Origin of the sequence: Nocardia sp. CA-128927, assembly GCF_050955855.1 — a bacterium.
Classification (GTDB): Bacteria; Actinomycetota; Actinomycetes; order Mycobacteriales; family Mycobacteriaceae; genus Nocardia.
This window is the reverse complement of sequence record NZ_CP192087.1, coordinates 9,414,314-9,439,068: the sequence shown is the minus strand read 5'-3', so window position 1 is coordinate 9,439,068 and position 24,755 is coordinate 9,414,314. Positions and strand designations below refer to the sequence as shown.

Here is a 24,755-nt window from a genome sequence, read left to right as displayed (position 1 = left end):
ACCTAAGGATTCGATGCGTGTACCTATCCGGGTGAGTACAGCTAAGGCCGACCCAACGTGACCAGCCCAGTGAACTGAAGACCTACCCAGGTTTTCCCGTGAGTAGTGTGGGCGCGTCGTGTGCCGTACCCGGCTTTAGGTGCGCGTCAGGCGCGCGGTGTCGCGTTCCCGAGGTGGTCATCTGGCTGGGGTTGCGTCACAAGCGCTTTGACGAGAGCTGGGCCGGTCAGCGGTGGTTTCGGTGGTCGATCACGCGCGCGAGGCGCTCTCCGACGGGTATCGCCACAGATCCGCACTCTCTCTCGGAATCTGCACTCGGAATAGGGCCCTAAAGCCGGTGCAGATCCCGAGAGAGAGTGCGGATCTTGCTGTTTGGGTCGGCTCAGTGGGGGAGGAGGTTGGTCAAGGCTTCGTCGAGGGTTGGGTAGCGGAAGGTGAAGCCGTTCTCGCGCAGTACTTTTGAGGTGGCGTGGCGGCCGGTGAGGCCGAGGGCTGGGTCGGTGCGGAGGAAGATCGCGCCGACCTTAAGGATCGCTGCCGGGGTGGGCGGGGCCGGTGGGCGGTGCAGGTGCCTGCGCAGGGCGGTCATCAGGTCTCGGTTGCGGGCCGGGAAGTCGGTGGCGGCCACCAGGATTCCGTTCGGCAGGGTGACCTGGGGGTCGAGGCCGAGGGCGGCGCGCACGATGGCCAGCCAGTCCTCGACGTGAATCCAGCTGAACCACTGGTCGCCGAGGCCGACGCGCCCGCCGAGGCCCGCTTGGTCAACTGGCCCAGGCATTTCAGCGCGGGGGCTTGCGGGTCGAGCACGATCGAGGTGCGCAGGATGGTCGAGTGGGTGGCGTTGGCGCCGTCGAACGCCCGCTCCCACGGTTCGGCCACACCGGTCATCTGTGGCAGTCCTACCGGTATCGGAGTTGTTTCGACACAACGGGTTTCGCCTGCGTCCGACCAGATCGCGGTGGTGCTGGCCTGCACCCAGTAGTCTATGGGCGCGTCCAGCTCGGCGGCCGCATCGACCAGCACGCGGGTGGAATCCACTCGGCTGCGGCGTAATTCGTCGACATTGCGTTTGCTGGGGCGGCAGTCGACCAGTTTGCCCGCGAGGTTGATGATCGCGGTCGGCCCCGGATTGCGCAGCGCGGCAACCCAATTGCCTACTGACTTACCGTCCCACTTCACTTGGTTGAACGGGAGTCCGGCGTCGCGCCGTCGGGTGAGAATCGTCACCCGATAGCCGCGGCAGGTGAGGTCGGCAGCGATGTGCTTCCCCAATGCTCCTGTACCACCGGCGATTACCGCGGTAATCGCCGTCGCCGCGGGTTCGATACCGGCCAGCTGGGCCAGCCGCGCGAAGCAGACGCGAGCGTCTGTCTCCAGCAGTGGTCCGACCACCATCCTGGCGATCGGCGCCGACGGCCCGGTGAAGGTGAGCCGCTGAGTGATCTCGGTGCCCCCGTCGCGCGGTGTCAGCGTCCACGTCAGCCGCATCCGTCCCACCGGTTCCGGCTGCTCGATGCTCAATTCCCGTCCGGGAACCAGCGTGCTGATGACGAACGGCGGTGCCGTCCGTCCATGCAATGTCTCGTAGACCCGCCCCCTAGGCAGGTAGTCACCCGTAGTGCCCACCGCGACCGGACCGTGCAGCCGAACCGAGGTGACGCCCGGATTCCAAGCCGGCCACCGCGTCGGATCCGCCACCACCCCCCACACGAGTTCCGTTGGAAGCGCAATGAACTGGGTGTACAACGTTGTACGTGCCATATCTCAGACGCTAGCCCCCACAAGCGTCGAGCAGTACGTGCGCATCATCACCACTCCGAGCGCCCCGAGCCCTGCCGCCCGACGACGCCACACCAACCGTGCACTTCGCACACCCGCTTGATCCTTCACACACCTGACAACGGCCTGATCCCTATGTGAAGAACGAAACAGATCTGCGAAGTCCGGCGCAAGCCTGCGGGACCCCAACCCGGTCTGCTTGTTCGCGCATCCATCGGTCACTTCGGACATGCGCTTAGTCGTTCACACACCGGGCAGAGCCCTGATTCCGATGCGAGAACCCACCCAGCTTGCGAACAGGCCACACGCCCGCAAGAGCGTGATCAGTTCTGCCGGAACCTCCCCGGAGGGACCGGAACAGCTCAGTCGCGCTGGCTGCCTAGGCTGATGCCACGCGTGGCCAGCCACGGGATCGGATCAATCTTGTCCGACCCGTTCAACCACACCTCGAAGTGGCAGTGCGGCCCGGTCGAGAAGCCCCGGTTGCCGATGGTGGCGATCTGATCGCCCGCCATCACGCGCTGGCCCTGCGACACCGTGGCGGTGTCGATGTGGCCGTAGATGGTGACGGTGCCGTCGTCGTGCAGCAGCCGGACCCACATGCCGAAGCCTGCGGCGGGTCCCGCCTCGATCACGGTGGCGTCGGCGACAGCGACGATCGGGGTGCCGATGGGGCCCGCGATGTCGACGCCGAGGTGCTGGACGCCCCAGCGGGCGCCGTAGCCGGAGGTGAAGGTGCCTGCCGCGAACTTGGTGAACAGCGGGCGCAGCTTCGCGGCTTCCTGGGCGGCCAGGTCTTGCGCGTACTTCTGGCCCTTTTGCAGGATGTCGTTGAAATCGCCGACATTGGTCGCGCCCGAAACGTTGAGGACCTGAGGCGATTCCGGCGAAGCGGCCGGGTCGGCCAGGCTGACGGACTGCGCGGCGATCTCGTGGATCTGCCCGGCGGCCTCGTAGTCGACGGCCTGAGACGGCTGGTCGGGCGAGGCGAACGCGGCCTGTCCGGCGGCGACGACCGCACCGGCGGCCACCGCGGCGACCGCGGCACGACCCTTGAGGGCGGCGGGCGGTGCGGGGAGCCGGTGTGCGCCACCGCGCTTGGCGGCGCGGCGGCCGGGGATGACGGTGGGGGTGGCCGGGGTGTCCGACTCGGTCTCGGGTGCCCAGGACTCTTCCGGAGCCCAGGAGCCGTCTTCGGGCGCCTGGTAATCGTTCTCGGCGTTCCAGGCGGCGCCGTCGGACCAGGAGTCCTGCGGGGCCCACGAATCCTGCTGGGACCACGAGTCGTTCGTGGGCCAGGAGTTGTCGCGGCCACCTTGGTACCCGGCGTTATGGGGCGCGGCGGTGCCGTAGTCGTCCTGCGGCCGAGCGGGCGTCGCGTTGTACAGCGAGTTCCGTTGCCGGTCGACCGACGGGCCTGCGGGCCTACCGTGCGAAGCCTGGGCGCCGAAGGCGTCGTCATCGTTGCGATAACGATGTCCGGGCTGGGCGCGATGTTCAGGAATAAGGGCGGAACGATAGTTCATCGGCTGTGCCACATCGTGAAGCGGGAGATGTTCGCGGGGCCGAACGGCCAGCTGATCAGCGGCGTCGACGAGTCGTCTGCGGAACGGCTCTCCATCTGCGGAGTGCTGTGCTGCGTCAAGCTTGCCGTCCTCCTAGTCGTGACCGTGCTGTGACATCGACCGCAATGACGGTAACGAAACGATTGCAGGGTCCGCAAGCGCTGCGGCCTATCTGTCCGAACATGTGAGATTGATCACGGTAACACCACGGAATATCTATCTGTGCATTGGGCACGCGAGGTGGGTCGACCAACGACGTTTGGTAGTAGATCCAGCCGTGCCCGCGGGTTCGGCGGCTCTACCTGGTGAGGTGTCAACAACCTACTGATGAGTAGCGTTGGCCAGGGGTTTTTCCGCCACGCGTATCTGCCCGTGACCTGCGCCACTTAGGATGAACGTGGCCGATTGGCCGTCCATGTGACTGATTAGAGTCCGACCCGACCCGCTTCCGACGTCGGGCCGCCAACAAAGACGTTGTCATCACAACGCAGACGAGACGGTGAGTACATGGATCTCTTCGAATACCAGGCGAAGGAGCTCTTCGTTAAGCACGGAGTGCCTTCGTCCGAGGGCCGCGTCACGGACACGGCCGAAGGCGCCCGCGCCATCGCGGAGGAAATCGGCAAGGCGGTGATGGTCAAGGCTCAGGTGAAGGCCGGTGGCCGCGGCAAGGCGGGTGGCGTCAAGTTCGCCGCCACCCCGGACGACGCGTTCACGCACGCGCAGAACATTCTCGGCCTGGACATCAAGGGCCACATCACCAAGAAGATCCTTGTCGCCGAAGCCAAGGACATCGCGGAGGAGTACTACATCTCCTTCCTGCTCGACCGGTCCAACCGCACCTACCTGGCCATGTGCTCGGTGGAAGGCGGCATGGAGATCGAAGAGGTCGCCGCGACCAAGCCGGAGCGCCTCGCCAAGGTCGCCGTCGACGCCGTCAAGGGTGTCGACCTCGCTTTCGCCCGCTCGATCGCCGAGCAGGGCCACCTCCCCGCCGACGTGCTCGACGCCGCGGCCGTGACCATCCAGAAGCTGTGGGAGGTGTTCGTCAAGGAAGACGCCACCCTGGTGGAGGTCAACCCGCTCGTGCGCACCCCGCAGGACGAGATCCTCGCCCTCGACGGCAAGGTCACCCTGGACGAGAACGCCGAGTTCCGGCACCCGGATCACGAGGCCTTCGCGGACAAGGACGCGACCGATCCCTTGGAGCTCAAGGCCAAGGAGAACGACCTCAACTACGTCAAGCTCGACGGTGAGGTCGGCATCATCGGCAACGGTGCCGGTCTGGTCATGTCGACCCTGGACGTGGTCGCCTACGCGGGCGAGAACCACAACGGCGTCAAGCCGGCCAACTTCCTCGACATCGGTGGCGGCGCCTCGGCCGAGGTGATGGCCGCCGGCCTCGACGTCATCCTGGGTGACTCGCAGGTCAAGAGCGTGTTCGTGAACGTCTTCGGTGGCATCACCGCCTGTGACGCGGTCGCCAACGGCATCGTCAAGGCGCTGGAGATCCTCGGCGCCGAGGCGAACAAGCCGCTGGTCGTCCGTCTCGACGGCAACAAGGTGGACGAGGGTCGCCAGATTCTGGCCGACGCCGCGCACCCGCTGATCACGCTTGCGCAGACAATGGACGAAGGCGCCGACAAGGCCGCCGAACTGGCTTCCCGGTAACCCCGAGCCAAGTAAGGAATATTCTGAAATGTCTATCTTCCTCAACAAAGACTCGAAGGTCATCGTTCAGGGCATCACCGGCGGCGAGGGCACCAAGCACACCGCACTGATGCTGAAGGCAGGCACCCAGGTCGTCGGCGGCGTCAACGCGCGCAAGGCGGGCACCACCGTCGCGCACACCGACAAGGACGGCAACGCCGTCGAGCTGCCGGTCTACGGCACGGTCGCCGAGGCCATCAAGGAAACCGGCGCCGATGTCTCCATCGCGTTCGTGCCGCCGAAGTTCGCCAAGGACGCCATCATCGAGGCCATCGACGCGGAGATCCCGCTGCTCGTGGTCATCACCGAGGGCATCCCGGTGCAGGACACCGCGTTCGCGTGGGCCTACAACGTGGAGAAGGGCAACAAGACCCGGATCATCGGCCCGAACTGCCCCGGCATCATCACCCCCGGCGAGGCACTGGTCGGCATCACCCCGGCCAGCATCACCGGCAAGGGCCCGGTCGGCCTGGTCTCGAAGTCGGGCACCCTGACCTACCAGATGATGTACGAACTGCGTGACTTCGGCTTCTCCACCGCCATCGGCATCGGCGGCGACCCGGTCATCGGCACCACCCACATCGACGCCATCGAGGCGTTCGAGAAGGATCCCGAGACCAAGCTGATCGTGATGATCGGCGAGATCGGTGGCGACGCCGAGGAGCGGGCCGCGGCCTACATCAAGGCCAACGTCACCAAGCCGGTCGTCGGCTACGTCGCGGGCTTCACCGCCCCCGAGGGCAAGACCATGGGCCACGCGGGCGCCATCGTCTCCGGCTCGGCGGGCACCGCCCAGGCGAAGAAGGACGCGCTGGAGGCCGCGGGCGTGAAGGTCGGCAAGACGCCGTCCGAGACCGCCGCGCTGGCTCGCGAGATCCTGGAGAAGGCAAGCGTAGAGGTCTGACGAGCGGCGCGCAGCGTCTCCCTTGAGGGTGGTGGGGACGAGGCGGGCCTGATCCGTAGGAATGACCGAGGCCGCCTTTCCGATTAGGAAGGCGGCCTTCGTCATGTCGCGGGGCCGATAGCGAAACGAAGGCCGCCCCTGGTTCGAGGGGGCGGCCTTCGTCATGTGCGGTGGCGGGCTCAGCCTGGGCAGAAGCCGAGCGTCCTGGCCAACCATTCGCCATTTCATCTCCCATAATGGATACGAACTGCGACGCCGTCCGGTTCAGTGTCAAGATCATCGACATTCGGGGAGACGCGGACGTACCGGACAGGGCATGCTTGTCGGCGTGGATGTGCTGGTGTTGGGTCCAGTGCAGGCGTGGGCTGACGGTGTTGCGGTGACCGTCGATCGGCCGCTGGAACGGGCAGTGTTGGTGCGGTTGGCGTTGGCGAATCGCGTACCGGTGCCGGATGGGCGACTGGCCGAGGATCTGTGGGGGGCCGAGGTTCGAACGGCCGGTGCAGCGGCTGCGCGTGGTGGTGTCGCGACTGCGGGCCGCGCTCGGGCCGTTGGCGGACGTCATCGGGCGCACGCCCGCGGGCTATCAGGCGACGGTGTCCGCGACGGATCTGCTTGCCGCCGAGGCGGCGGCGCAGCGGTTGCATACCGCGCGGCGCGCAGGCGATTACGCCGCCGTCGCGGCCGCGGCCAGGGCGGCGCTCGCGCTGTGGCGGGGGCACGCGCTGGCCGATCTGCGCACGATTCCGTTCGCGGCGGCCGAGGGGGAGCGGCTCGACGACTGGCGGCTTTCGCTGACCGTTGCGGGGCTGGAGGCGAACCTCGAACTCGGCGCGGCCGGTGAGGTGGTGACCGAGCTGACCGGGCTGGTCGCTCGGCATCCGTTGCACGAGCCGCTGTCGTGTCTGTTGGCGTTGGCGTTGTATCGCACGGGACGGCAAGCCGACGCGTTGGAGCGGCTGGCGCGGCTGCGGCGGGCGTTGTCCGACGAGTTGGGCGTCGACCCGTCGCCGGACACGAGCGCGTTGGAACTGCGCATCCTGGACCATGATCCGGCGTTGCGGGCGTCGGCGCTGCCGGTCGCGGCGACGATCGAGCCACCCGCGGCGAACCCGGGCGCCGATCCAGCAGGTGCCGAGGCGAGCGAATCCGCGACGGAACCGCGGCCGTGGCCCGCGCCGGTGGTGGTGCCGATGACGAGCTTCGTCGGCCGTGGCCGTGAATTCGCCACGCTCACAACGCGTCTCGCCGAGCCCGGACTGACAACGGTGGTCGGCGTCGCGGGCAGCGGCAAATCCCGCCTGGCCGCCGAACTCGCGCGATCCATCGGACAGTCCGGCAGGCCTGTCGTGCTCGTCGAACTGGCACCGCTCGGTCGTGCCGAGGACGTACTGCCTGCCGTAGCGGCGGCACTCGAAGCGGGCGGCCTGGCATCCGACGGGTCGATCGATCCGAACGGGCCGTTACCGGGGATCATCGCCGCGCTCGACTCGAGCGCCGACCGGGCGCGCACGCTCCTGGTGCTGGACAACGCCGAACATGTCCTCCATTCGGTGGCCGAATTGGTCACGGCAGCAAGCGAGTTCAGCGTCCTTGTCACCTCGCAACAGCCGCTGGGTGTGCCGGGGGAGTCGGTGTACCCACTCGGCCCGTTGGATCGCAGCGTCGGGGTGGCGTTGTTCATCGAGCGGGCCGGGCTGCACGGGCTGGTGACGGCGACGGAGCGGGACGAGCTGGTCGCGATCTGCGCCGCGGTGGATTGGCTGCCGCTCGGCATCGAGCTGGCCGCCGGTCTCACCAGAACGTTGACGATTTCCCAACTGGCACAACGGATCGACGATCGGGTCCGGCTGCTGGTCGGTGGCGCGCGCGGTGCCGCGGGCGGGCGGCACACCAGCCTGCGGGTCGCGCTCGACTGGAGTCACGAACTGCTTGCCGCGCGGGAGCGAGCGGTGCTGCGCAGGCTCGGCGTTTTCGCGGGCGGGTGCACCCTGGAAGCGGCCGAGGCGGTGGTGCCGGTCGGCGATCTCGAGCAAGGCGACGTCGCACCGGCGCTGGCGGATCTGGTGAACCGAAACCTCGTCACCGTGCAAACCGACGGTGCCACAAGACGATTCATGCTCCTGGAGACGGTCCGCGACTATGCGCTGGCCCGGCTGACGGAGGCGCACGAGGTCGAGGAGCTGCGCGCCGGGCACCTGCGATGGTGTTTGAACCTGGCGCGCACCATCGGCGCACCCGACGATTTCGCCGCGGCCGAATCGGTCGCCGCGGTGTTCGCGGAATGGCCGAACATCCTGGCCGCGCTGGAGCGCGCGCCCGGAACCGCAAGGGCCACCGATGGTTTGCGGCTCGCGGTGGAAATACATGTGCCCTGGCTCGCCAGAGCCTGGTTCCGCGAGGCGCAACGCCACTACGCGGCGCTCACCGCCGCGGCCGACATCGCCGCGCACGAGTTGGCACAGGCCTTGAGCCACTACGGCTTTCACACGCTGATGACCGGCGACCTGGAGGCCGCGGCCGTACAACTGGCCAAGGCAGGCGAATTGGCCGCGCCGCTCGACGATCCGGAACTGGCCCAAACGGTCCGCTACTACCAGGGCATCGTCGACATCGAACGGTGCAAGCTGCCGGAGGCGGTGGCGCGGCTGCGCGAGGGCGAGCGGCTGGCCGTGCGCGACACCCAGGGCTCGTCGTTCGCCGACGCGCTCGGCACGGCCCTGTTGTATTCGGGTGACCCGGCCGAGGCGCTCGCGGCCTACACCCGATCCACCAAGGTGGACGCGGCGCACGAAGACGAGCACGGACTCTCCGCGGACTGAGCAATCAGGCCAAGGCGCTGCTCGCGCTCGGCCGCGTCGACGAGGCATTGGCCACCGCCGAGGAGTCCGACCGCTACGCCTGTCGGCTGGACGACCGGCAGATCCTGCCGCTCAACGACCTGACCCGCGCCGCCGCCGCGCTGGCGGCAGGCCGCCTCGACGCGGCCGAGTCGTACTGCCGCGCCGCCCTCGGACAGGAAGAGGACGCGACCGGCCTGGCCCGGATCGACCTCGCCGACGTGCTGCTCGCCAAGGGCGAGACCGCCGACGCCAGGGTGCTGCTCGACGAGTTCTTCGCGGCGGCGCCCGGCGGCGTTCCGCTGCTGGCCGCCCGCGCGGTCTCGGTGACGCTGCGGCGCGCCGAGGGCGACGACGCGGGCGCCCGATCGCTGCTCGAGCAGGTCCGCGCCGAGTTCACGGCGGCCGGATTCGGCTGGCAGCGCTACACGGACCGGCTGGTCACGCCCGGTCGGAACGCGTGAGACGCGCGTGAAACCACGCTGAGACGGTCGGCCTGAAGTCTGGTCCTCGCAACGCACCACACCAGACCAGAAAGCGAAGACCATGACAACCACCCGCATCGCGGCCGCCCGCGGCGCCGCCACCGCCGCCCTCATCGTCGCCGGGTTCTTCGGCGCCACCGGACCCGCCTTCGCGGGCCCCTTCGACAGCGGCTCGGCGGCCCCCGCCACCCCGGGCAACCTCGGCCCGTTCGAGTACGAGCACCAGTGCCTCGAACGCGGCAACGAAGGCATGGAGCACGGCGAATGGTCCAACTACGACTGCGTGGGCAGCTACGGCGCCTGGCAGCTCATCCCCCGGCACTGACCACCACTTTCACCTCGAAGGACGAACCGACATGACCATCGCACGCATCACCGCCGTCACCGTGATCACCTTCGCCGGGTTCTTCGGTGCCGGACTCGCCGACGGCATCGCCGCGGCCGACCCGGCACCCGGCCGGCTCGGCCCGTACGAGGCGCTCGCCACCTGCGAGCGGGAGGGCAACATCGGCATGGAGACCGGCGAATGGGCCGACTACGAGTGCACGGGCGCCGCGGGGGCTTGGTACATCGCGCCACGCAACTGACTCGAGCGGCCTCGGCCCGGAGCGCGCAACCGCGTGGCTCCGGGCCGAACTCGTTTCCAGGGCTGCTTAACTCATTTCCGGGGCGGGGCTTCAACTGCTTCCGGATGGTCGTGCTAGCTGTCGGCAAACCCCCCGCGACCAGGCCTGGAACGGCTGATCAGGTCGTCCGCCCGGTCGGTTAAGGGTGACCTGGACCGAGGAGTGCAGTAGCGTCAGGTGCAGATCCAGCAGTTGAAGACCACGTATGACTCGACCTAGGAGACGACGACATGTCATACCCGTCCGGGGGCTCCGGGTACAACACACCCGCGCCCTCCAGCCCATCCAGCTCCGGTTCGACGGCGGGTGGTGCCAGTTCCGGTTCGAGCGCTACCGGTGCCGAGGCCAAGGGGCTGCCGTTCTTCCTGGTGGTCGGTGTCGCGGCGCTCGGCGTGATCAACTTCCTGCTCGGTTTCCTGCCCTATGTCGGCACCAAGGCGGTCGATTTCGGCGGCGCCCGGGTAGCCAGCAGTGAGACCGCGAGCCTGTTCGAGGCCGGCGGCTCGGCGCTGCTCGGCATCCTGCTGCTCGGCGGACTGCTCGCCGGTCTGTCGGTGCTGCCCAAGCAGGCCTGGACCGGCGCGGCCGCGGCGGCCTCCGTCGCGGGCTTCCTCGCACTGCTGCTGCACTCGTTCACCCTCTCCGACGGCATCGAGCTGAAGTTCGGCGCGTACGTCCTGCTGGTGCTCGGCTTCGCGCAGGCCGCGGTCGCGGTGGGCGCGGTGCTGTTCGAGGCGGGCATCGTCAAGGCGCCCGCGCCGCGGCCGGCCAGCGCGCCCGCGTTCGGCCAGGGCCAGCCGGGCTACGGCCAGCAGCAACCCTCGGCTTTCGGGCAGAGTCAGCCGGGCTACGGGCAGAGCCAGCCCGGCTACGGCCAGGGCCAGCCGGGTCAGCCTTACGGCCAGCCGCCGGCCTACGGACAGCAGCCCGGTTACGGTGCGGCGCAGCAGGCTTCGCCGTACGGCCAGAGCCAGCCGAGTCAGCCCGTGTACGGTCAGCCGGGTCAGACGTACGGCCAGCAGCAGCCCGCATACGGTGGGCAGCAGCCGCCGACCACGGCTTTCGGTGGGCCGCAGCAGGCTTCGCCGTACGGGACGCCGAGCACGCCCCAGCCGCGGCCGGACGAGGGTGCCACCCAGCACTTCGGTTCCAGTCAGCAGCCCGCGCAACAGTCGCCGTACGGTTCGTCGAACTACGCGCAGCCTGGCCAGCAGAGCGCACAGCAGGGCCAGCCGTTCGGCGGCGAGCAGGGGGCCGACCCGGCCAACGACGCCACCCAGGCCTTCCGTCCGTCCGACGACAACAAGTAGCAGTAGTTCCCCGGCGCGAGTTACGCGGCGCGCCTGACCCGCTCGCGCCGGGGGAGCTGCCACGCTGAATTGTCATGAGTGAGCGTCAGCGAGTGAATCAGGGATGCAGCGCGCCTGAGCGCACGATGGAGCCGAGCGTCAGCGAGGCGGAGTCGTGAGCGAGCGTCAGCGAGTGAACCAGAGACACAGCGCGTCTGAACGCACGACGGAGCCGAGCGTCAGCGAGGCGGAGTCGTGAGTTCATCTCGAAACTCTCTTGCGCGGCGGACCGGTGGGTCGCGCAGTGTGCCCGAGCCGGAGCCGGAAGAGTCCGGGTTCCTGTCGCTGACACCGGAACGCGCCAGGGTGCTGGTCCTGGTCGCCGGGCGTCCGACGACCTACGCGCTCACCGCGATCATCGTTCTCGTCCTCGCGACATTGCTGACGTCGGGTAGCAATCTGGCGGGCACGTCGGGTGCGATCGCCGCGGGATGGCTTGGCACGCACCAGGTTCCGCTGGTGATCGGCAAGACCTCGCTCGGCCTGCTCCCGCTGTTGCCGACCGCGCTGGTGGTCTGGCTGGCGGGGCGGGAATGTGCCCGCGCCGTCGAACCCGATTGCACGCGTGCCGATCTCGGCTGGATCGTCGGTGCCGCACTGGCCGGGCCGCTGCTGATCACAGCCATCTGTCTCGCGGTCGCCGAGGACGCGTCCGGGGTCGTCGCGCTGCAACCGCCGAACACCCTCGCCGCGTTCGCCTGGGTGGGCGGCCTGTATCTGGTTGCGGCCGTAGGCGGTATCGCGACCAGGAACCGGCGCCAGCTGTTCGCGCTGCTTCGCCTGCCCGAGTGGGCGATCTCCGGCCTGTACGGCGCGGGTCGCGCGGTGCTGCGCCTGCTCGGCTGCGCCACCGCGCTCATCGTGCTCTCGTTCCTGGTGCACATTCCGCGGGTCGGTGACACCTACCAGAGTGCGGGCAATGCCGCCGGGGTGATCGGCCTGAGCCTGCTCTCGCTGGCCTACCTGCCGAACCTGGTGGTGCAGGCGGTGGGCGTGCTGGTGGGCTCCAGCGCGCAGATCGGCGTCGCGTCGTTCGGCGTGTTTTCCGTTGTCGGCGGCCCGATTCCGGCCGTGCCGCTGATGGCGGCGGTGCCGACCGGTCCGGCGGCGGGCTGGTGGCCGGTGCTGCTGCTGATCCCGGCCGCGATCGGGGTGCTCGGCGGGCTCGACCTCGCCCGCCGCTCGACCGACCGGATCGGCGCGCCGTGGGCGACGCTGTGCTCGGCGGGCCTGGCCACGCTGGCGCTGCTGCTGCTCGGCGCGATCGCGGGCGGGGAGCTGGGCACGTTCGGCCGGATCGGGCTCGACCTGCCCGTCTTCGCCTTGATCACCTTCGCGTGGCTGGCCGTCCCCGGCTACATCGGTCTGGTGTTCGCGCGCTGGTTCCTCGTCCCGGTCGGCACCGCGCCCGACGACTACGCCGACCCGTACGACGCCGACGACTACTACGACGACGATTACGCGGACGACTACTACGCGGACGACGACTACACCGAGGACCGCGACTACTTCGAGGACGACTACGCCGACTACGACGGACCGGACCTGGAAGTCGAACTGGACGGCGAACTCCTCGACGAGCAGACCTCGATCGGCACGGTGCGCACCCCCAACCCGATTACCACACCCGACATCGTCGATGCCGAGGTGGTCGAGGCGGACCTGCCGGAAAGTGACCGGGTAGACGGTCGTTAGGCTCTACGCGGCGGAGCTCTTCCGTCCGCCATCCGATCGACCGCAGGAGTAGAGCCCTGAGCTCACCCACCCCGCCGGCTTCGCCGGCTGCCGACCCCAGGCCGTCCTGGACCCCCGCCGCGGCCCCGGCCACTGTGGTCGTACTCGCCTCGGGCACCGGATCGCTGTTGCGCGCGCTGCTCGACGCGGCCGCCGCCGCGGACTTCCCGGCGCGGATCGTCGCCGTCGGCGTCGACCGGACCTGCGCGGCCACCGAGCACGCCGACGCCGCAGGCGTACCGCACTTCAAGGTGGCGCTGAACGACTTTCCCGATCGCGCCGCCTGGGATGCCGCGCTGACCGACACGGTCGCCGGCCACGCACCCGATCTGGTGGTCTCCGCCGGGTTCATGAAGATCCTCGGCCCGGCCTTCCTCGGCAAGTTCGGCGGCCGGATCATCAACACCCACCCCGCGCTGCTGCCTGCCTTCCCCGGCGCGCACGGGGTACGTGACGCGCTCGCCTACGGGGTGCGGGTCACCGGCTCGACCGTGCACCTGGTCGACGCGGGCGTGGACACCGGGCCGATCCTCGCGCAGGAGGCCGTGCCGGTGCTGCCCGAGGACGACGAGGCCGGCCTGCACGAGCGCATCAAGGTTGTCGAAAGGCGGTTGCTGGCGGAGGTTGTCGCCGCCGTCGCGACGCGGGGCATTGTTTCCGACGGACGAAAGGCAGTTATCCCAGATGAGCGAGTACTCCGGTGAGTGAGCGCAAGCCGATCAAGCGGGCGCTGGTGAGCGTCTACGACAAGACGGGGCTCATCGAGCTCGCGACCGGTCTGCACGCCGCGGGCATCGAGCTGGTATCGACCGGTTCGACCGCGGGCAAGATCGCCGACGCGGGCATCCCGGTGACCAAGGTCGAGGAGCTCACCGGCTTCCCGGAGACCCTGGACGGCCGGGTGAAGACGCTGCACCCGCGGGTGCACGCGGGCATCCTCGCCGACACCCGCAAGCCGGAGCACGTCGACCAGCTGGTCGAGCTGGACGTCGAGGCGTTCCAGCTGGTGGTGGTGAACCTGTACCCGTTCACCCAGACCGTGGCCAGCGGGGCGAGCCCGGACGAGTGCGTCGAGCAGATCGACATCGGCGGACCGTCGATGGTGCGGGCCGCGGCGAAGAACCATCCCTCGGTGGCCGTGGTCGTCGACAGCGGCGACTACGACGAGGTGCTCGGCGCGGTCAAGTCCGGCGGCTTCACGCTGGCCGAGCGGACGGCGTTGGCGGCCAAGGCCTTCCAGCACACGGCAAGTTATGACGTCGCGGTGGCGAGCTGGATGACCTCGGTGCTGGCACCCGGCGTCGCGGAGCCGACCGAGGACAGTGGCGTGCAGTTCCCCGCCTGGCTCGGCGGCACCTGGGAGCGCTCCGCGGTGCTGCGCTACGGCGAGAACCCGCACCAGGCGGCGGCGCTGTACGCCAACAACGACGGCAGTCTCGGCCTCGCGCAGGCAAAGCAGTTGCACGGCAAGGAGATGTCGTACAACAACTACACCGATGCCGACGCCGCCTGGCGCGCCGCCTACGACCACACCGCGCCGACGGTGGCGATCATCAAGCACGCCAACCCGTGTGGCATCGCGATCGGCGCCGACATCGCCGAGGCGCACCGCAAGGCGCACGCCTGCGATCCGGTGAGCGCGTTCGGCGGCGTGATTGCGGCCAACCGTGAGGTGACCGTGGAGATGGCCGAGCAGGTCGCGGAGATCTTCACCGAGGTGATCGCGGCCCCGGCCTACGCCGACGGCGCGGTAGAAGTGTTGCAGCGCAAGAAGAATGTGCGCATCCTGATCGCCGAGCCGCCGCGTCGCGCGGGTGCCGAGCTGCGCCCGATCAGCGGCGGCGCGCTGCTGCAGCAGCGCGACATCCTCGACGCCGCGGGCGACGACCCGGCCAACTGGACGCTGGCCACGGGTACCGCGGCCGATGCCGAGACCCTCGCCGACCTCGAATTCGCTTGGCGCGCTTGCCGTGCCGTGAAGTCCAACGCGATCCTGCTTGCACACGACGGCGCCTCGGTCGGCGTCGGCATGGGTCAGGTCAACCGGGTGGACGCGGTGCAACTCGCCGTGCAGCGCGCCGGTGACCGGGCCAAGGGTTCGGTCGCGGCCTCGGACGCGTTCTTCCCGTTCCCGGACGGCCCGCAGCAGCTGATCCAGGCGGGTGTCCGCGCGATCGTGCAGCCCGGCGGCTCGGTTCGCGATCAGGAAACCATCGACCTGGCCCGCGAGGCCGGAGTGACGCTGTACCTGACAGGTTCCCGCCACTTCGCCCACTGAGTCGACCAACCTCGAACGCCACGCCGGTCCGCCGACGTGGCGTTCGGCGTATCCGCACGTGGTGAATGCCCGTGGTGCTTGCACTGGTTTCGTACAGTAGCGGCATGTCGATTCGTGCGGTGGCAGCCGGTGTGGTCGCGCTGGTCGCTGCTGCGGCGGTGTCGTTCGGCGGACAGCCAGCGGCGCACGCGGAGGGACCGCCGCCGCGGACACTGCCTTCGCTGAAGGCTTGGCATCCCGGCGGGACCGGGTTCACGCTCGGCGCGCACGCGCGGGTGTTGTACGAGCGGGACGCATTGCGGGACACCGCAACGGATTTCGCTTCGGCACTGCATGCCTTTACCGGCAATGACGTTGTCGCGCAGGCGGGTTCGTCCGGAAGTCCCGGCGATATCGTGCTGGGCACCGGGCCGGTGACTGAAGCGCCGGAAACCACTGAGGCGTACCGGATTTCGATAGGTGAGACGCTCGACCTACGCGGCGTGGACACCGCGGGCACCTACTACGCCACTAGCTCGGCGCTACAACTACTGCGCCAGCGGATCTCGATCCCCGGTGGCACCGTGACGGATTGGCCGCAATACCGCGAACGCAGCCTCATGCTGGACGTCGGCCGCGAGTTCATGCCGATCGATATGCTGCGCGCCCAGATCCGCCGCATGGGCTACCTCAAGCTGAACCTGCTGCACCTGCACTTCTCGGACACCTTCGGTTTCCGCCTCGACAGCGACAAGCACCCCGAAATAACTGCCGCACAGCACTATTCGAAGCAGGAGATCCGCGACCTGGTCGAGTACGCCGCCAGGCACCAGGTCGAGATCATGCCCGAGGTGGACTTCCCCGGCCACATGAACGGCATCCTGGCCGCGCACCCCGACCTGAAGCTGCGCAGCGCGAACGGCCGGGTCTCCGACGCCGCCATCGACATCGCGAATCCGCGCGCCTACGACCTGATGCGCGACATCCTCGACGAGTTCCTACCGCTGTTCTCCGGCCGCTACTGGCATCTCGGCGCCGACGAGTTCCTGCTCGACGGCGCCCGCGTCGCCAGCTTCGACGAGTACCCGCAGATCGGCGAGTACGCGCGCGCAACCTACAGCTCGCAGGCGCAGCCCGTCGACGCATTCCTCGGCCTGATCAACTGGGGTGCGGCCATCGTGCGCACGCACGGCAAGCGGCCGCGCATCTGGAACGACGGACTACACACCGGCGCAGGCACCCTGACCGTCGGCAGCGACATCGTCGTCGACTACTGGAGCAGAGCGGGCATCCCGCAGCTGCCGCTGCCGTACTTCGGAACTGCCCGCAGCCCAGCCGATCTCATCGCGGCGGGCCACGAGCTCAGGAACGCCTCGTTCACGCCCACCTACTACGTCGCGGGCGGACCGACCTCGGCGGGCAACGTACCCCCGCCCATCGCCTACCAGGTGTGGGATCCCACGCTGTTCGTGGACGGCACCCGCCTGACACCGGAACAGAACACGCACAACCTCGGCTCGGGTCTGTTCGTCTGGTGCGACGACCCGACGGTGCAGACACCGGACCGGATCGCGGCGTCCATCACGATGCCTTTGCGGGTCACCGCACAGCAGACCTGGGGTCCACCGCAAGCAGGCAGCTATCCCGAATTCGCGGCACTGTCCGACGCCGTCGGCGAACCTGCGGCGTAGCGCGGCCGCGGCTTACGCCGCGCTCAGCACCTGACGGTTGCCCAGCGGTGCCTTCAGCGGCAACTCGACCGTGCCGAACACCGCGTTCATGGTGCACATCCGGCCGACCGCGTCGGCGCGGGTGCCGGCCCGCAGCTCGACGGTGACCGTCGAATCAGTCTCGCGCACAGTGGCGTCCACGCCGTAGCACTCGGGCGTCCCGGTCTGGAAGTTGACCGCGATCCGGTCGTCTGCCAGCCGCGTCCACGAGCTGAACGGAATCGGGCGCGGGTTGACGATGGTCGGGTCGGCGGTGAACGCCCTGCCCTGGTTGCCGCCCGTGTCCTCGGTCGGCGTGCTCGGCGCCGCGGTGGTGGTCGTGCTGGTTTTCGGTTGCGTCCCAGCATCATCCGAACTACTACACCCCGCCGCGACGAGGCACCCGAACACAACGGCAACAGCTGCGGCGGCACGCCCGCCCGAGATCCGAGTCATGGCGACCACCCTAGTGGGCAACGCCCGCGGCCATCTCACATAGAACATGACACGGCAATAGGACACACCCCACAGTGAACTTTCGGCGAACCATGCGCGTAATCCCTACGTAACCCGGTCCAGGCCAGTATCTTCGGGCCTAGATGCGCGCCTGTGTCTTCGGCGCGCGTCGATTGTCGGATGCTCTTCAGAACCTTCGAAAGGAAGAACCGTGGGCGACACACTGCGCGTTGGTGAAGAACTCGGACTGGGTCAGTCCCTGCAGGGTGGTGCTTACACCCTTACGTTGCAGGACGACGGCAACCTGGTGTTGTCCGAGCCGGACGGAAATGTGGTGTGGTCCACCCTGACTCACGGTCAGAGTGTCGACCGCGCGGTGCTGCAGGACGACGGCAACTTCGTGGTGTACAAGGGCGACGCGTCGGCCTGGTCCACCGAGACCAATGGCAAGGACGCGGACCGGCTGGTCGTGCAGGCCGACCGCAACGTGGTGCTGTACGGCAAGGACGGCAGCGCGCTGTGGGCCTCGAACACCAAGTCCGACAACCCGCTCTCGGCCCCCGAGCCGGAGCCGGTCGCCGAGGCCCCTGCCGCCGAAGAGGTTCCGCCGCCGCCGGCCCCCGAGGTGCGCACCTACACGGTCGAGCCGGGCGACACCCTGTGGGCGATCGCCGAGCGCTTCTACGGTGACGGCAACCGCTACCAGGAGATCGCCAACGCGAGCGGCATCGACAACCCGGACCTGATCAACCCCGGCCAGGTGCTGACCATCCCGTAATTTATTGCGGCGCAAGACAAAACGTGGGACCCCGGCAACATGCGGGGTCCCACGTTCGTGTTCGGGGGAGTGCGACTACCGGCTGGTGAAGGGGAGCAGCGCCATCTCGCGGGCGTTCTTCACCGCGACGGCAACTTGACGCTGCTGCTGCGGGGTGAGCCCGGTGACCCGGCGGCTGCGAATCTTGCCGCGATCGGAGATGAACGTGCGCAGCAGATTGACGTCCTTGTAGTCGACCTTCTCGATGCCTGCGGCAATGAGCGGGTTCTTCTTCGGACGGCGGGCCTGTTCGGCGCGAACCTTCTTCGACGGTGCTCGCTGGACTGCCATATACGGATCCTTCGTACGAGAACGGTGGTTGTCTACCAGCTCGATTTGCGCACACCGGGCAACTCGCCCCGGTGGGCCATCTCGCGCACACGCACACGGGACAATCCGAACTTCCGGAGGTGACCGCGCGGTCGTCCGTCAGCGGCGTCCCGATTGCGCAATCGTACCGGACTGGCGTCCCGCGGCTGTCGTCGCAGCTCAGCGAGGGCTTCGGCGCGCACGGTGTCCGATGTGCTGGGCTTGCGGATGAGCTCCTTCAGCTCGGCCCTGCGCTCGGCGTAGCGCGCGACGACGGCCGCGCGCTGCTCGTTGCGGGCGATCTTCGACTTCTTCGCCATGTCAGCGCTCCTCGGGAAAGACGTTGTCCGGCATGGTGTTCAACGCTCCTCGCGGAAATCGACGTGCTTGCGCACGACCGGGTCGAACTTGCGCAGCACCATCCTGTCAGGGTCGTTGCGGCGGTTCTTCCTGGTCACGTACGTGTACCCGGTGCCCGCGGTGGACTTCAGTTTGACGATCGGCCGGAGCTCGGTCGACTTGGATGCCATGGGTTTCTCCTGGTCAGATCTTGTCGCCCCGGGCCCGGATGCGGGCCACCACGGCCTCGATCCCGTCCCGGTCGATGGTCTTGATGCCCTTGGCCGAGACGGTCAGCGTGACGCGCCGCCCTTCGCTGGGCAGGAAGTAGGTCTTGCGCTGGATGTTGGGGTTCCAGCGGCGGTTCGTTCGCACGTGTGAGTGCGAGACGGACTTGCCGAACCCGGGTTTGCGCCCGGTGACCTGGCAGTGGGCCGACATGCGGGCTCCCTCCGGTAGATGACAATCATTTTCGACAACGCTCGATCGACAATGTACCGTTGCCTTGACGCAAATGAAAATCGTTATCGAAAGGGGTGCTGTCAGTGCTCCCACCTGGGACCGACCGGAGAACGCCGGTCGTGGTGCTCGCGGGATTCGCCGGACCGGCCGCGGCGGGCGCCGACCACGCGGCGACCGCGCTGTGCAATGACGCGCCCGGCACCGTCGTCGTGCACCACGACCTCGGCCAGTTGCGCGAGGGCATCGTGCATCGCACGGTGCGCAGCGCGACCTATGAGACCTCGGACGTGCTCGAACTCGCGCACGGCTGCGTCTCCTGCACGCTGCGGATCGACCTGCTCCCACTGCTGCGCACGCTCGCCGCGCGGGACTCCGTCGACCGCATCGTGCTGACGCTGGATCCCGCCTTCGAAGCCGAGGCGGTCTGCCACGCCATCGAACATGTTGTGGTGGAAGGCATTCTGGGCCGTGTCGACGGCCCGGCCGGACGTGATGTGCGGATCGATGCCGTGCTGACGTTCCTCGACGCGGGTGCGTGGCTCGCCGACGCCACCGGCGAGGAGACCCTCGCCGAACGCGGCCTCGCCCGGGCCGACGATGAGCGCACGGTCGCGCAGGTAGCCGTCGGCCAGGTCGAATTCGCCGATGCCGTAATCGCTTTGGGCCCTGTCGCGCCGGGCGACGAAATCGATCGCGGCAGGCTGGGCGCGGTACTGGCCCGGCTCGTCCCCGACGCGCCGGTGGGCTGGGTGGATGATCCCAACATGCTCACCGCGGCCCGCATCGAGCGGCTGCTGCGGCGAATCCCGGCCCACTCCCGCCGCGGCAGGATGTTCGACGCACACGCCCCGCTGCTCCGCGGACAGCCGCCGCTCACCAGCGATTACGGTGTCGCCCTGCTGGAATTCGCCGCCAGCAGGCCGTTCCATCCGACACGCCTGCACGAGGCGCTCGACGTGCTCTTCGACGGCGTGGTGACCGCCCGCGGCCGCATGTGGCTGGCCACCCAACCCGACGAGGTGACCTGGCTGGAGTCCGCGGGCGGCGGACTGCGTGTCGGCAGCGCGGGCCGCTGGCTGGCCGCGATGTCGGAAGCCGAACTGGCGCAGGCGGATCCGGACCGGCGGGCGATGGCCGCGCTGCGCTGGGACGACCAGTTCGGCGACCGGGACATCTCGCTGGTGATCCTGGTGCACGACGCCGATCCCAACGAGATCCGCGCGGCGCTGCACTGGGCGCTGGTCGAGGACGACGAGCTGCGGCTGGTCGAACGCGCACCCGAGCGAGTTGCCCAGTGGGAGGACCCTTTCGGCGCCTGGCATGCCGACCCCTGCGAGACCGTCGAAGCCACGTTACCCATCGAAGACGTGAAAAGCCCGAGAGGAGAAGCGAAATGAAGACAGGGATCCATCCGGACTACCACCCGGTGGTGTTCGAGGACGCGGGCACCGGCAAGCAGTTCCTGACCCGGTCGACCGCGACGAGCACGCGCACCGTGCAGTGGCCGGACGGCAACACCTACCCGCTGCTGACCGTCGACGTGACGTCCGACTCGCATCCGTTCTGGACCGGCGCGCATCGCGTGCTGGACAGTCAGGGCCGGGTGGAGAAGTTCGAGCGCAAGTACGGCAAGCGCCCGCGCCGCGGGGAGGGCTGAGATGGCGGTTCCGAAGCGGAAGATGTCGCGGTCGAACACCCGCAGCAGGCGCGCGCAGTGGAAGGCGACCCCGCCGGATCTGGTGCCGGTGACCGTCGCGGGTGTGGTGCACAAGGTGCCGCGCCGTCTGGTCGCGGCCGTGAAACGGGGACTGATAGACCTCGATCGGCTCTGACTGGTCGACCGGGAAACGACAGCGGGCCTACGGAATCTTCCGTAGGCCCGCTGTTATCGATCTCGGCTCGCTCAGCCTTCCTTGGCTGCGAGGTCCGCGAGGGTCGCGGCGAGCCGGAAGTACTTGTTGTTGGCCAGATCGGCGATCGTCTTGATCTTGAGCGCGTCCAGCAGCTGCTTGTCGTGCGCTTCGGTGAGACCGGCGAGGGCCGAGGGCGGAGCGGAGAGGATTTCGTTCAGCGACTTGTTCTCGTACGCCTTGTCGAGAGCCTTGTCGAGCACCACGTTGACGGCCATGCGAACTCCTTCGAACGAACCTGGATGTGCGGCGCCCGATGAGCGCCATGTGCCAGCCGACGATAACTCGCATGGTGCTGTTGTGGGTGGCGAACGCGCCGGGTCGATGGTCGAACGACCGGATCGGGACGTCGGGCCGGGTTGATGACCAACTTTCGGCCGAGCCAGGAACGTGTGGCAATCGGATAGCAACTGCCCTGGTCAGGGCGACGTTGCAACCTTGTGCGCGATGCAATTGCGGCCGGGTAACTACCGGGCGAAATACCTACTGTTAGTTGGTTTTTGGCGGCCGGAAAAGTCTCCGCGAAGTGATGCGAACGTGTCCTGACGTCAGTATTCTCGTGCACGAGGGCGGGTTCTCCCGGTTTCCGAGAGAACCCGCTCATCGCCAATATCCCGGCCGCGGAACGTCTGTCCCGCGCATGCGGAACCACCCACCGCACCAGCCGACATCATCGCGTTGAACGCGAATCCAGCGCACCACTACTAGATGTGTGCTGCGTACCCGGAGTCGGCCCCGGCAAACCGGGCAAGTCGGGCAGAATCGCCTCCAGTCGCGCCAGCTGCTCACCGACCAACGCCGCGGGTCCCTCGATCAACGAGAACGGCCACGGCCAATGCCGCCCACTCAACCGCGCCACCTGCTCCGCCAGCTCGGCCGTAGTCGCCTCCAATTCGCTGATCTCGGTGCGCAACTCGCCGACCTCGCCCTCCAACTCCGCGATCCGGGTCAACGCGGCCGCGACACCGTCCACCAGCGTGCGCGCTTGCCCGTCCCCGTCGCCCAACTGCGGCCAGCCTGCCAGACCGGGCCCACGCAACTGGACCTGGATATCGCGCAGCACTGCCTCTTGCTCCGGCGTCACGTCGGTGTCCTCCTGTGCAAAGAAATCCCACTGACCGAAATCGGTCGTCTCGGCCTCGTTCACATCGCAGACCACGCCACCGACCACCTGCTGCCGCAGCGTCTGATGCATGTTGCGCCGCGTCTCCACATTGCCCCCGGACCAGGCATCGGTCTGCCACGCCCAGCTCGCGCTACCCGCGTCCAACGCCCGGCTCACCGACCAATACCCGCCATAGATACCGACATTCGCGCGACCGAGCACCGTCGCCGCACCATCGAGGTAGGTATTGATCCGCTGCTGATCCTGCGGCGTCACATCGAAATCGGCGGAGAAGTAGATCGGCCGGTCCGGCCGGCCACCGCAGCGCAGCACCTGAGCCAGGCCTGCGCGCGCGTCCACCACCCCCGCGCCGTAACCGTCCAGCATGCGGGTCGCGGTGGTCTCCCAGTTCGCCGCGATCGACACCCCGTGCGCGCGCAGATCATCGGCCTCGGCCGGGGTCAGCAACTTGCCTGGCAAGGTGACACCACCGTCGGACAGATACCGGACCACGAAGTCGAAACCCGCCGCGCGGATTGCCGCGCCGCCCGGACGTGCCGCGGCGTAGTCCAGACCGAAACGCATGTCTCTCACTGTAAATCGGGCTGTCAGGGATTTCGGCGGCATTACCGAACCGGTGCCGCGTGAACTCGGCTCAGAACGCGGAATTCGGCGCGGGCACCCGCACGGGCGCCGAGGTGCGCCGATCCGGTGCGATCAGGATCGCGCTGATCGGGATGGCCAGCGACAACATGCCGACCACGAACGCGGGCACGAAGAACCCGAACAAGTCCTCACCCGGTGGCGTCGAATTGGCCTTGGCGAGGTCGATCTGCAAGCCGAGCAGATCGGTGTAATGCATGCCCGCGATCCCGGCGGCGAACACCAGCGCCGCGCCCGCCAGCATCGACAGCGGCCGCCTCGGCTGGGTGAACCACAGGGTGGCCAGCGACAGCACGACCGCGATCGCCACCGCGCCGGTGACCAGCAGCGGCTTCAGCGTGACCGAACCCTGGATGTGCATGGCGTCCAAGGCCAGATAGTGCATCAGGCCGAACCCGCCGCCCATCACCGCGCCCGCGCCGATCAACCGTGGAATGTTCAGCGTCCGGCCCATGAGCACCAGCGCGGCCCACACCGCGAACACCGAAATGGCCGCTGCCGCAGTGACACTCCACACGTCATAGTGAACCAGGCTGCCCGGCACCGTGACGCCGAGCATCGAGACGAAGACCGGGAGCCAGACACCGATCCCACCGATCGCGACTGCCGCCGACGCCTGCCACACCACCCGGAACTTGGCCGTCACCGATCTCGTCGACTGCCGGATGCAGCTGAAACCGACCAGCGCGCCGACCAGCGAGACCGCGATCGACAGGCCGATGATCCAGTAGCCCATGCTGAAGTAAGTCAAAGTACCGCCTGTTCCCGTTCCTGCGCGGCGAGGCGTTGAATGGCGTACTCGGTCACCGCGGCCAGCGACTGGCGCACCTCATTGGCATTGCGCGCGTCGATGTCCACGATCGGCACACTCTCCCGCACCGCGAGCGCCTCGCGCAGTTCGGCAATCGGGAAGCGAGGCGCGTTGGGGAAGCGGTTGACCGCCACCAGGAACGGCAGCTGCCGCGCCTCGAAGAAGTCGACCGCCGCGAAGCTGTCCTCCAGCCTGCGGGTGTCGATGAGCACCACGGCGCCGATCGCGCCACGGATCAGGTCGTCCCACATGAACCAGAAGCGGCGCTGGCCCGGCGTGCCGAACAGATACAGCGCCAGGTTGCCCGGCAGGATGATCCGGCCGAAATCCATGGCGACGGTGGTGGTTTCCTTCTCCGGCGTTTCGGCGAGATCGTCGATACCGTCGGAGAACCGGGTGACCATGGCCTCGGTGCGCAGGGGAACGATCTCCGACACCGCGCCGACAAACGTTGTCTTACCTACCCCGAAACCGCCGGCGACCACGATCTTCGTGGACGCGGTCCGATTGTCCCCGTCGGCCTGGCCGGGGTTGGTGTCGGGCCCGATTCTCTTATAGGGCACGGAGTCCACGCAAAGTCCTCTCCATCAAAGAACGGCGCTCATCGAAACTCGCCTCGTCAGTCAGTGTCGAATGCAGGCGCACAATGCCGTCGACCACGAGGTCACCGATCATCACCCGGATCATGCCGAGCGGACGATCCAGGTGAGCGGCGATCTCGGCAACGGAAAGCCGGTGTGTACCGAGACGAAGGATATCCGTGCGGACATCACCGGTGGGCCAGTCGAGATGCGCAGTGTAGGACAGGGTCTCGATGACCGCTTCCAGCGGCAGGTCGACCGCGGGCTCGGTGCGCCCGGAGGTCAGGGCATACGGGCGGACGCGCGTGGTCGGTCGCGGTCCAGGTCCGTAGGGATTGGACATC

General features: G+C 68.1%; 29 protein-coding genes. 16 read left to right on the top strand and 13 right to left on the bottom strand.

The annotated features are described in order from the left end of the window. Positions 1 to 382: 382 nt before the first annotated feature. The 3 genes from ACQPW1_RS43965 to ACQPW1_RS43955 all read right to left on the bottom strand — a co-directional run bounded on the left by ACQPW1_RS43965 (position 383) and on the right by ACQPW1_RS43955 (position 3,305). A complete protein-coding gene (locus tag ACQPW1_RS43965; RefSeq protein ID WP_433659440.1) occupies positions 383 to 628 on the bottom strand; it encodes a DUF1731 domain-containing protein in 246 nt (81 codons plus the stop codon). Then, positions 589 to 1,761 (bottom strand): SRPBCC family protein, encoded by a 1,173-nt coding sequence (locus ACQPW1_RS43960; RefSeq protein WP_433659438.1) that lies wholly within the window; start codon positions 1,759 to 1,761, stop codon positions 589 to 591. Before ACQPW1_RS43960 ends, ACQPW1_RS43965 begins: the two co-directional genes overlap by 40 nt. A 380-nt stretch (positions 1,762 to 2,141) precedes the next feature. Further along, positions 2,142 to 3,305, bottom strand: a complete 1,164-nt coding sequence (locus ACQPW1_RS43955) for a M23 family metallopeptidase (RefSeq protein ID WP_433659436.1) — start codon at positions 3,303 to 3,305, stop codon at positions 2,142 to 2,144. A gap of 15 nt (positions 3,306 to 3,320) precedes the next feature. Between ACQPW1_RS43955 and ACQPW1_RS43950 the strand changes: the two genes are divergently transcribed. The 12 genes from ACQPW1_RS43950 (at position 3,321) to ACQPW1_RS43895 (ending at position 16,940) form a co-directional block, all read left to right on the top strand. Then, entirely contained in the window at positions 3,321 to 3,458 is a 138-nt protein-coding gene (locus ACQPW1_RS43950; RefSeq protein ID WP_433659434.1) for a hypothetical protein, read from the top strand. A gap of 393 nt (positions 3,459 to 3,851) precedes the next feature. Further along, entirely contained in the window at positions 3,852 to 5,015 is a 1,164-nt protein-coding gene (sucC, locus tag ACQPW1_RS43945; protein WP_433659432.1) for an ADP-forming succinate--CoA ligase subunit beta, read from the top strand. Positions 5,016 to 5,043: 28 nt separating this feature from the next. Further along, positions 5,044 to 5,958 carry a succinate--CoA ligase subunit alpha gene (gene sucD / locus ACQPW1_RS43940; protein ID WP_433659430.1) on the top strand — a complete coding sequence of 305 codons (915 nt, stop codon included), beginning with the start codon at positions 5,044 to 5,046 and terminating at the stop codon, positions 5,956 to 5,958. 500 nt (positions 5,959 to 6,458) lie between these two features. After that, a complete protein-coding gene (locus ACQPW1_RS43935) occupies positions 6,459 to 8,780 on the top strand; it encodes an ATP-binding protein (RefSeq protein ID WP_433659428.1) in 2,322 nt (773 codons plus the stop codon). A gap of 47 nt (positions 8,781 to 8,827) precedes the next feature. Further along, positions 8,828 to 9,262 (top strand): tetratricopeptide repeat protein, encoded by a 435-nt coding sequence (locus tag ACQPW1_RS43930; protein WP_433659426.1) that lies wholly within the window; start codon positions 8,828 to 8,830, stop codon positions 9,260 to 9,262. A gap of 82 nt (positions 9,263 to 9,344) precedes the next feature. Further along, a complete protein-coding gene (locus ACQPW1_RS43925) occupies positions 9,345 to 9,608 on the top strand; it encodes a hypothetical protein (protein WP_433659424.1) in 264 nt (87 codons plus the stop codon). Between the two features lie 31 nt (positions 9,609 to 9,639). Next, positions 9,640 to 9,870, top strand: coding sequence for a hypothetical protein (locus ACQPW1_RS43920; RefSeq protein ID WP_433659422.1), 231 nt, complete (start codon positions 9,640 to 9,642; stop codon positions 9,868 to 9,870). Between the two features lie 269 nt (positions 9,871 to 10,139). Continuing rightward, a complete protein-coding gene (locus tag ACQPW1_RS43915; RefSeq protein ID WP_433659420.1) occupies positions 10,140 to 11,219 on the top strand; it encodes a DUF5336 domain-containing protein in 1,080 nt (359 codons plus the stop codon). Between the two features lie 234 nt (positions 11,220 to 11,453). After that, a complete protein-coding gene (locus ACQPW1_RS43910; protein ID WP_433659418.1) occupies positions 11,454 to 12,953 on the top strand; it encodes a cell division protein PerM in 1,500 nt (499 codons plus the stop codon). 134 nt (positions 12,954 to 13,087) lie between these two features. After that, a complete protein-coding gene (gene purN / locus ACQPW1_RS43905) occupies positions 13,088 to 13,696 on the top strand; it encodes a phosphoribosylglycinamide formyltransferase (RefSeq protein ID WP_433659416.1) in 609 nt (202 codons plus the stop codon). Beyond that, positions 13,693 to 15,270 (top strand): bifunctional phosphoribosylaminoimidazolecarboxamide formyltransferase/IMP cyclohydrolase, encoded by a 1,578-nt coding sequence (purH, locus tag ACQPW1_RS43900; protein ID WP_433659414.1) that lies wholly within the window; start codon positions 13,693 to 13,695, stop codon positions 15,268 to 15,270. The genes purN and purH overlap by 4 nt, the downstream gene beginning before the upstream one ends. 104 nt (positions 15,271 to 15,374) lie before the next feature. Further along, positions 15,375 to 16,940: a family 20 glycosylhydrolase gene (locus ACQPW1_RS43895; RefSeq protein WP_433659412.1), complete on the top strand. Its 1,566-nt coding sequence runs from the start codon at positions 15,375 to 15,377 to the stop codon at positions 16,938 to 16,940. Positions 16,941 to 16,952: 12 nt separating this feature from the next. On the opposite strand, the gene ACQPW1_RS43890 is transcribed toward ACQPW1_RS43895, so the two are convergent. Next, positions 16,953 to 17,414, bottom strand: a complete 462-nt coding sequence (locus ACQPW1_RS43890) for a hypothetical protein (protein WP_433659410.1) — start codon at positions 17,412 to 17,414, stop codon at positions 16,953 to 16,955. A gap of 211 nt (positions 17,415 to 17,625) precedes the next feature. Here ACQPW1_RS43890 and ACQPW1_RS43885 point away from each other — a divergent pair, with 211 nt between their 5' ends. Next, positions 17,626 to 18,192 carry a LysM peptidoglycan-binding domain-containing protein gene (locus ACQPW1_RS43885; RefSeq protein WP_364723042.1) on the top strand — a complete coding sequence of 189 codons (567 nt, stop codon included), beginning with the start codon at positions 17,626 to 17,628 and terminating at the stop codon, positions 18,190 to 18,192. Between the two features lie 75 nt (positions 18,193 to 18,267). On the opposite strand, the gene rpsR is transcribed toward ACQPW1_RS43885, so the two are convergent. From rpsR to rpmB, 4 genes are read right to left on the bottom strand one after another with little or no spacing between them, the layout of a single operon-like run. Continuing rightward, on the bottom strand, positions 18,268 to 18,522 hold the full coding sequence (rpsR, locus tag ACQPW1_RS43880; protein WP_433659408.1) for a 30S ribosomal protein S18: 255 nt from the start codon (positions 18,520 to 18,522) through the stop codon (positions 18,268 to 18,270). A gap of 32 nt (positions 18,523 to 18,554) precedes the next feature. Then, a complete protein-coding gene (gene rpsN, locus ACQPW1_RS43875) occupies positions 18,555 to 18,860 on the bottom strand; it encodes a 30S ribosomal protein S14 (RefSeq protein ID WP_433659406.1) in 306 nt (101 codons plus the stop codon). 39 nt (positions 18,861 to 18,899) lie between these two features. Then, complete coding sequence (gene rpmG, locus ACQPW1_RS43870; RefSeq protein WP_150402028.1) at positions 18,900 to 19,070, bottom strand: 50S ribosomal protein L33; 171 nt, start codon at positions 19,068 to 19,070, stop codon at positions 18,900 to 18,902. 13 nt (positions 19,071 to 19,083) lie between these two features. Then, positions 19,084 to 19,320 carry a 50S ribosomal protein L28 gene (gene rpmB, locus ACQPW1_RS43865; RefSeq protein WP_433659404.1) on the bottom strand — a complete coding sequence of 79 codons (237 nt, stop codon included), beginning with the start codon at positions 19,318 to 19,320 and terminating at the stop codon, positions 19,084 to 19,086. Positions 19,321 to 19,415: 95 nt separating this feature from the next. Here rpmB and mrf point away from each other — a divergent pair, with 95 nt between their 5' ends. The 3 genes from mrf to rpmF are packed head-to-tail and all read left to right on the top strand — an operon-like array spanning position 19,416 to position 21,173. Beyond that, positions 19,416 to 20,738 (top strand): ribosome hibernation factor-recruiting GTPase MRF, encoded by a 1,323-nt coding sequence (mrf, locus tag ACQPW1_RS43860; protein WP_433659402.1) that lies wholly within the window; start codon positions 19,416 to 19,418, stop codon positions 20,736 to 20,738. Further along, positions 20,735 to 20,998 carry a type B 50S ribosomal protein L31 gene (locus ACQPW1_RS43855; protein ID WP_433659400.1) on the top strand — a complete coding sequence of 88 codons (264 nt, stop codon included), beginning with the start codon at positions 20,735 to 20,737 and terminating at the stop codon, positions 20,996 to 20,998. The genes mrf and ACQPW1_RS43855 overlap by 4 nt, the downstream gene beginning before the upstream one ends. 1 nt (position 20,999) lies before the next feature. Continuing rightward, positions 21,000 to 21,173, top strand: a complete 174-nt coding sequence (rpmF, locus tag ACQPW1_RS43850; protein WP_150402032.1) for a 50S ribosomal protein L32 — start codon at positions 21,000 to 21,002, stop codon at positions 21,171 to 21,173. Between the two features lie 71 nt (positions 21,174 to 21,244). Here the strand turns inward: rpmF and ACQPW1_RS43845 are convergent, their stop codons facing one another. The 5 genes from ACQPW1_RS43845 to ACQPW1_RS43825 all read right to left on the bottom strand — a co-directional run bounded on the left by ACQPW1_RS43845 (position 21,245) and on the right by ACQPW1_RS43825 (position 24,754). Further along, positions 21,245 to 21,469, bottom strand: coding sequence for a hypothetical protein (locus ACQPW1_RS43845; RefSeq protein ID WP_364723029.1), 225 nt, complete (start codon positions 21,467 to 21,469; stop codon positions 21,245 to 21,247). A gap of 452 nt (positions 21,470 to 21,921) precedes the next feature. Further along, on the bottom strand, positions 21,922 to 22,941 hold the full coding sequence (locus tag ACQPW1_RS43840; RefSeq protein WP_433659397.1) for a glycoside hydrolase domain-containing protein: 1,020 nt from the start codon (positions 22,939 to 22,941) through the stop codon (positions 21,922 to 21,924). A 70-nt stretch (positions 22,942 to 23,011) separates the two neighbouring features. Next, positions 23,012 to 23,770 carry an MHYT domain-containing protein gene (locus ACQPW1_RS43835; protein ID WP_433659395.1) on the bottom strand — a complete coding sequence of 253 codons (759 nt, stop codon included), beginning with the start codon at positions 23,768 to 23,770 and terminating at the stop codon, positions 23,012 to 23,014. Then, positions 23,767 to 24,393 carry a GTP-binding protein gene (locus ACQPW1_RS43830; protein ID WP_379281097.1) on the bottom strand — a complete coding sequence of 209 codons (627 nt, stop codon included), beginning with the start codon at positions 24,391 to 24,393 and terminating at the stop codon, positions 23,767 to 23,769. The genes ACQPW1_RS43835 and ACQPW1_RS43830 overlap by 4 nt, the downstream gene beginning before the upstream one ends. Then, complete coding sequence (locus ACQPW1_RS43825) at positions 24,383 to 24,754, bottom strand: DUF742 domain-containing protein (protein WP_107659355.1); 372 nt, start codon at positions 24,752 to 24,754, stop codon at positions 24,383 to 24,385. The genes ACQPW1_RS43830 and ACQPW1_RS43825 overlap by 11 nt, the downstream gene beginning before the upstream one ends. Between the last annotated feature and the right edge of the window lies 1 nt (position 24,755).

Bases quoted from the DNA above. Each gene is read 5' to 3' on its own strand.
- ACQPW1_RS43960 (WP_433659438.1), bottom strand. From the start codon at position 1,761: ATGGCACGTACAACGTTGTACACCCAGTTCATTGCGCTTCCAACGGAA.
- ACQPW1_RS43955 (WP_433659436.1), bottom strand. From the start codon at position 3,305: ATGAACTATCGTTCCGCCCTTATTCCTGAACATCGCGCCCAGCCCGGA.
- sucC (WP_433659432.1), top strand. From the start codon at position 3,852: ATGGATCTCTTCGAATACCAGGCGAAGGAGCTCTTCGTTAAGCACGGA.
- sucD (WP_433659430.1), top strand. From the start codon at position 5,044: ATGTCTATCTTCCTCAACAAAGACTCGAAGGTCATCGTTCAGGGCATC.
- ACQPW1_RS43925 (WP_433659424.1), top strand. From the start codon at position 9,345: ATGACAACCACCCGCATCGCGGCCGCCCGCGGCGCCGCCACCGCCGCC.
- ACQPW1_RS43920 (WP_433659422.1), top strand. From the start codon at position 9,640: ATGACCATCGCACGCATCACCGCCGTCACCGTGATCACCTTCGCCGGG.
- ACQPW1_RS43915 (WP_433659420.1), top strand. From the start codon at position 10,140: ATGTCATACCCGTCCGGGGGCTCCGGGTACAACACACCCGCGCCCTCC.
- ACQPW1_RS43895 (WP_433659412.1), top strand. From the start codon at position 15,375: ATGTCGATTCGTGCGGTGGCAGCCGGTGTGGTCGCGCTGGTCGCTGCT.
- ACQPW1_RS43890 (WP_433659410.1), bottom strand. From the start codon at position 17,414: ATGACTCGGATCTCGGGCGGGCGTGCCGCCGCAGCTGTTGCCGTTGTG.
- rpsR (WP_433659408.1), bottom strand. From the start codon at position 18,522: ATGGCAGTCCAGCGAGCACCGTCGAAGAAGGTTCGCGCCGAACAGGCC.
- rpsN (WP_433659406.1), bottom strand. From the start codon at position 18,860: ATGGCGAAGAAGTCGAAGATCGCCCGCAACGAGCAGCGCGCGGCCGTC.
- rpmG (WP_150402028.1), bottom strand. From the start codon at position 19,070: ATGGCATCCAAGTCGACCGAGCTCCGGCCGATCGTCAAACTGAAGTCC.
- rpmB (WP_433659404.1), bottom strand. From the start codon at position 19,320: ATGTCGGCCCACTGCCAGGTCACCGGGCGCAAACCCGGGTTCGGCAAG.
- ACQPW1_RS43855 (WP_433659400.1), top strand. From the start codon at position 20,735: ATGAAGACAGGGATCCATCCGGACTACCACCCGGTGGTGTTCGAGGAC.
- rpmF (WP_150402032.1), top strand. From the start codon at position 21,000: ATGGCGGTTCCGAAGCGGAAGATGTCGCGGTCGAACACCCGCAGCAGG.
- ACQPW1_RS43845 (WP_364723029.1), bottom strand. From the start codon at position 21,469: ATGGCCGTCAACGTGGTGCTCGACAAGGCTCTCGACAAGGCGTACGAG.
- ACQPW1_RS43840 (WP_433659397.1), bottom strand. From the start codon at position 22,941: ATGCGTTTCGGTCTGGACTACGCCGCGGCACGTCCGGGCGGCGCGGCA.
- ACQPW1_RS43825 (WP_107659355.1), bottom strand. From the start codon at position 24,754: ATGTCCAATCCCTACGGACCTGGACCGCGACCGACCACGCGCGTCCGC.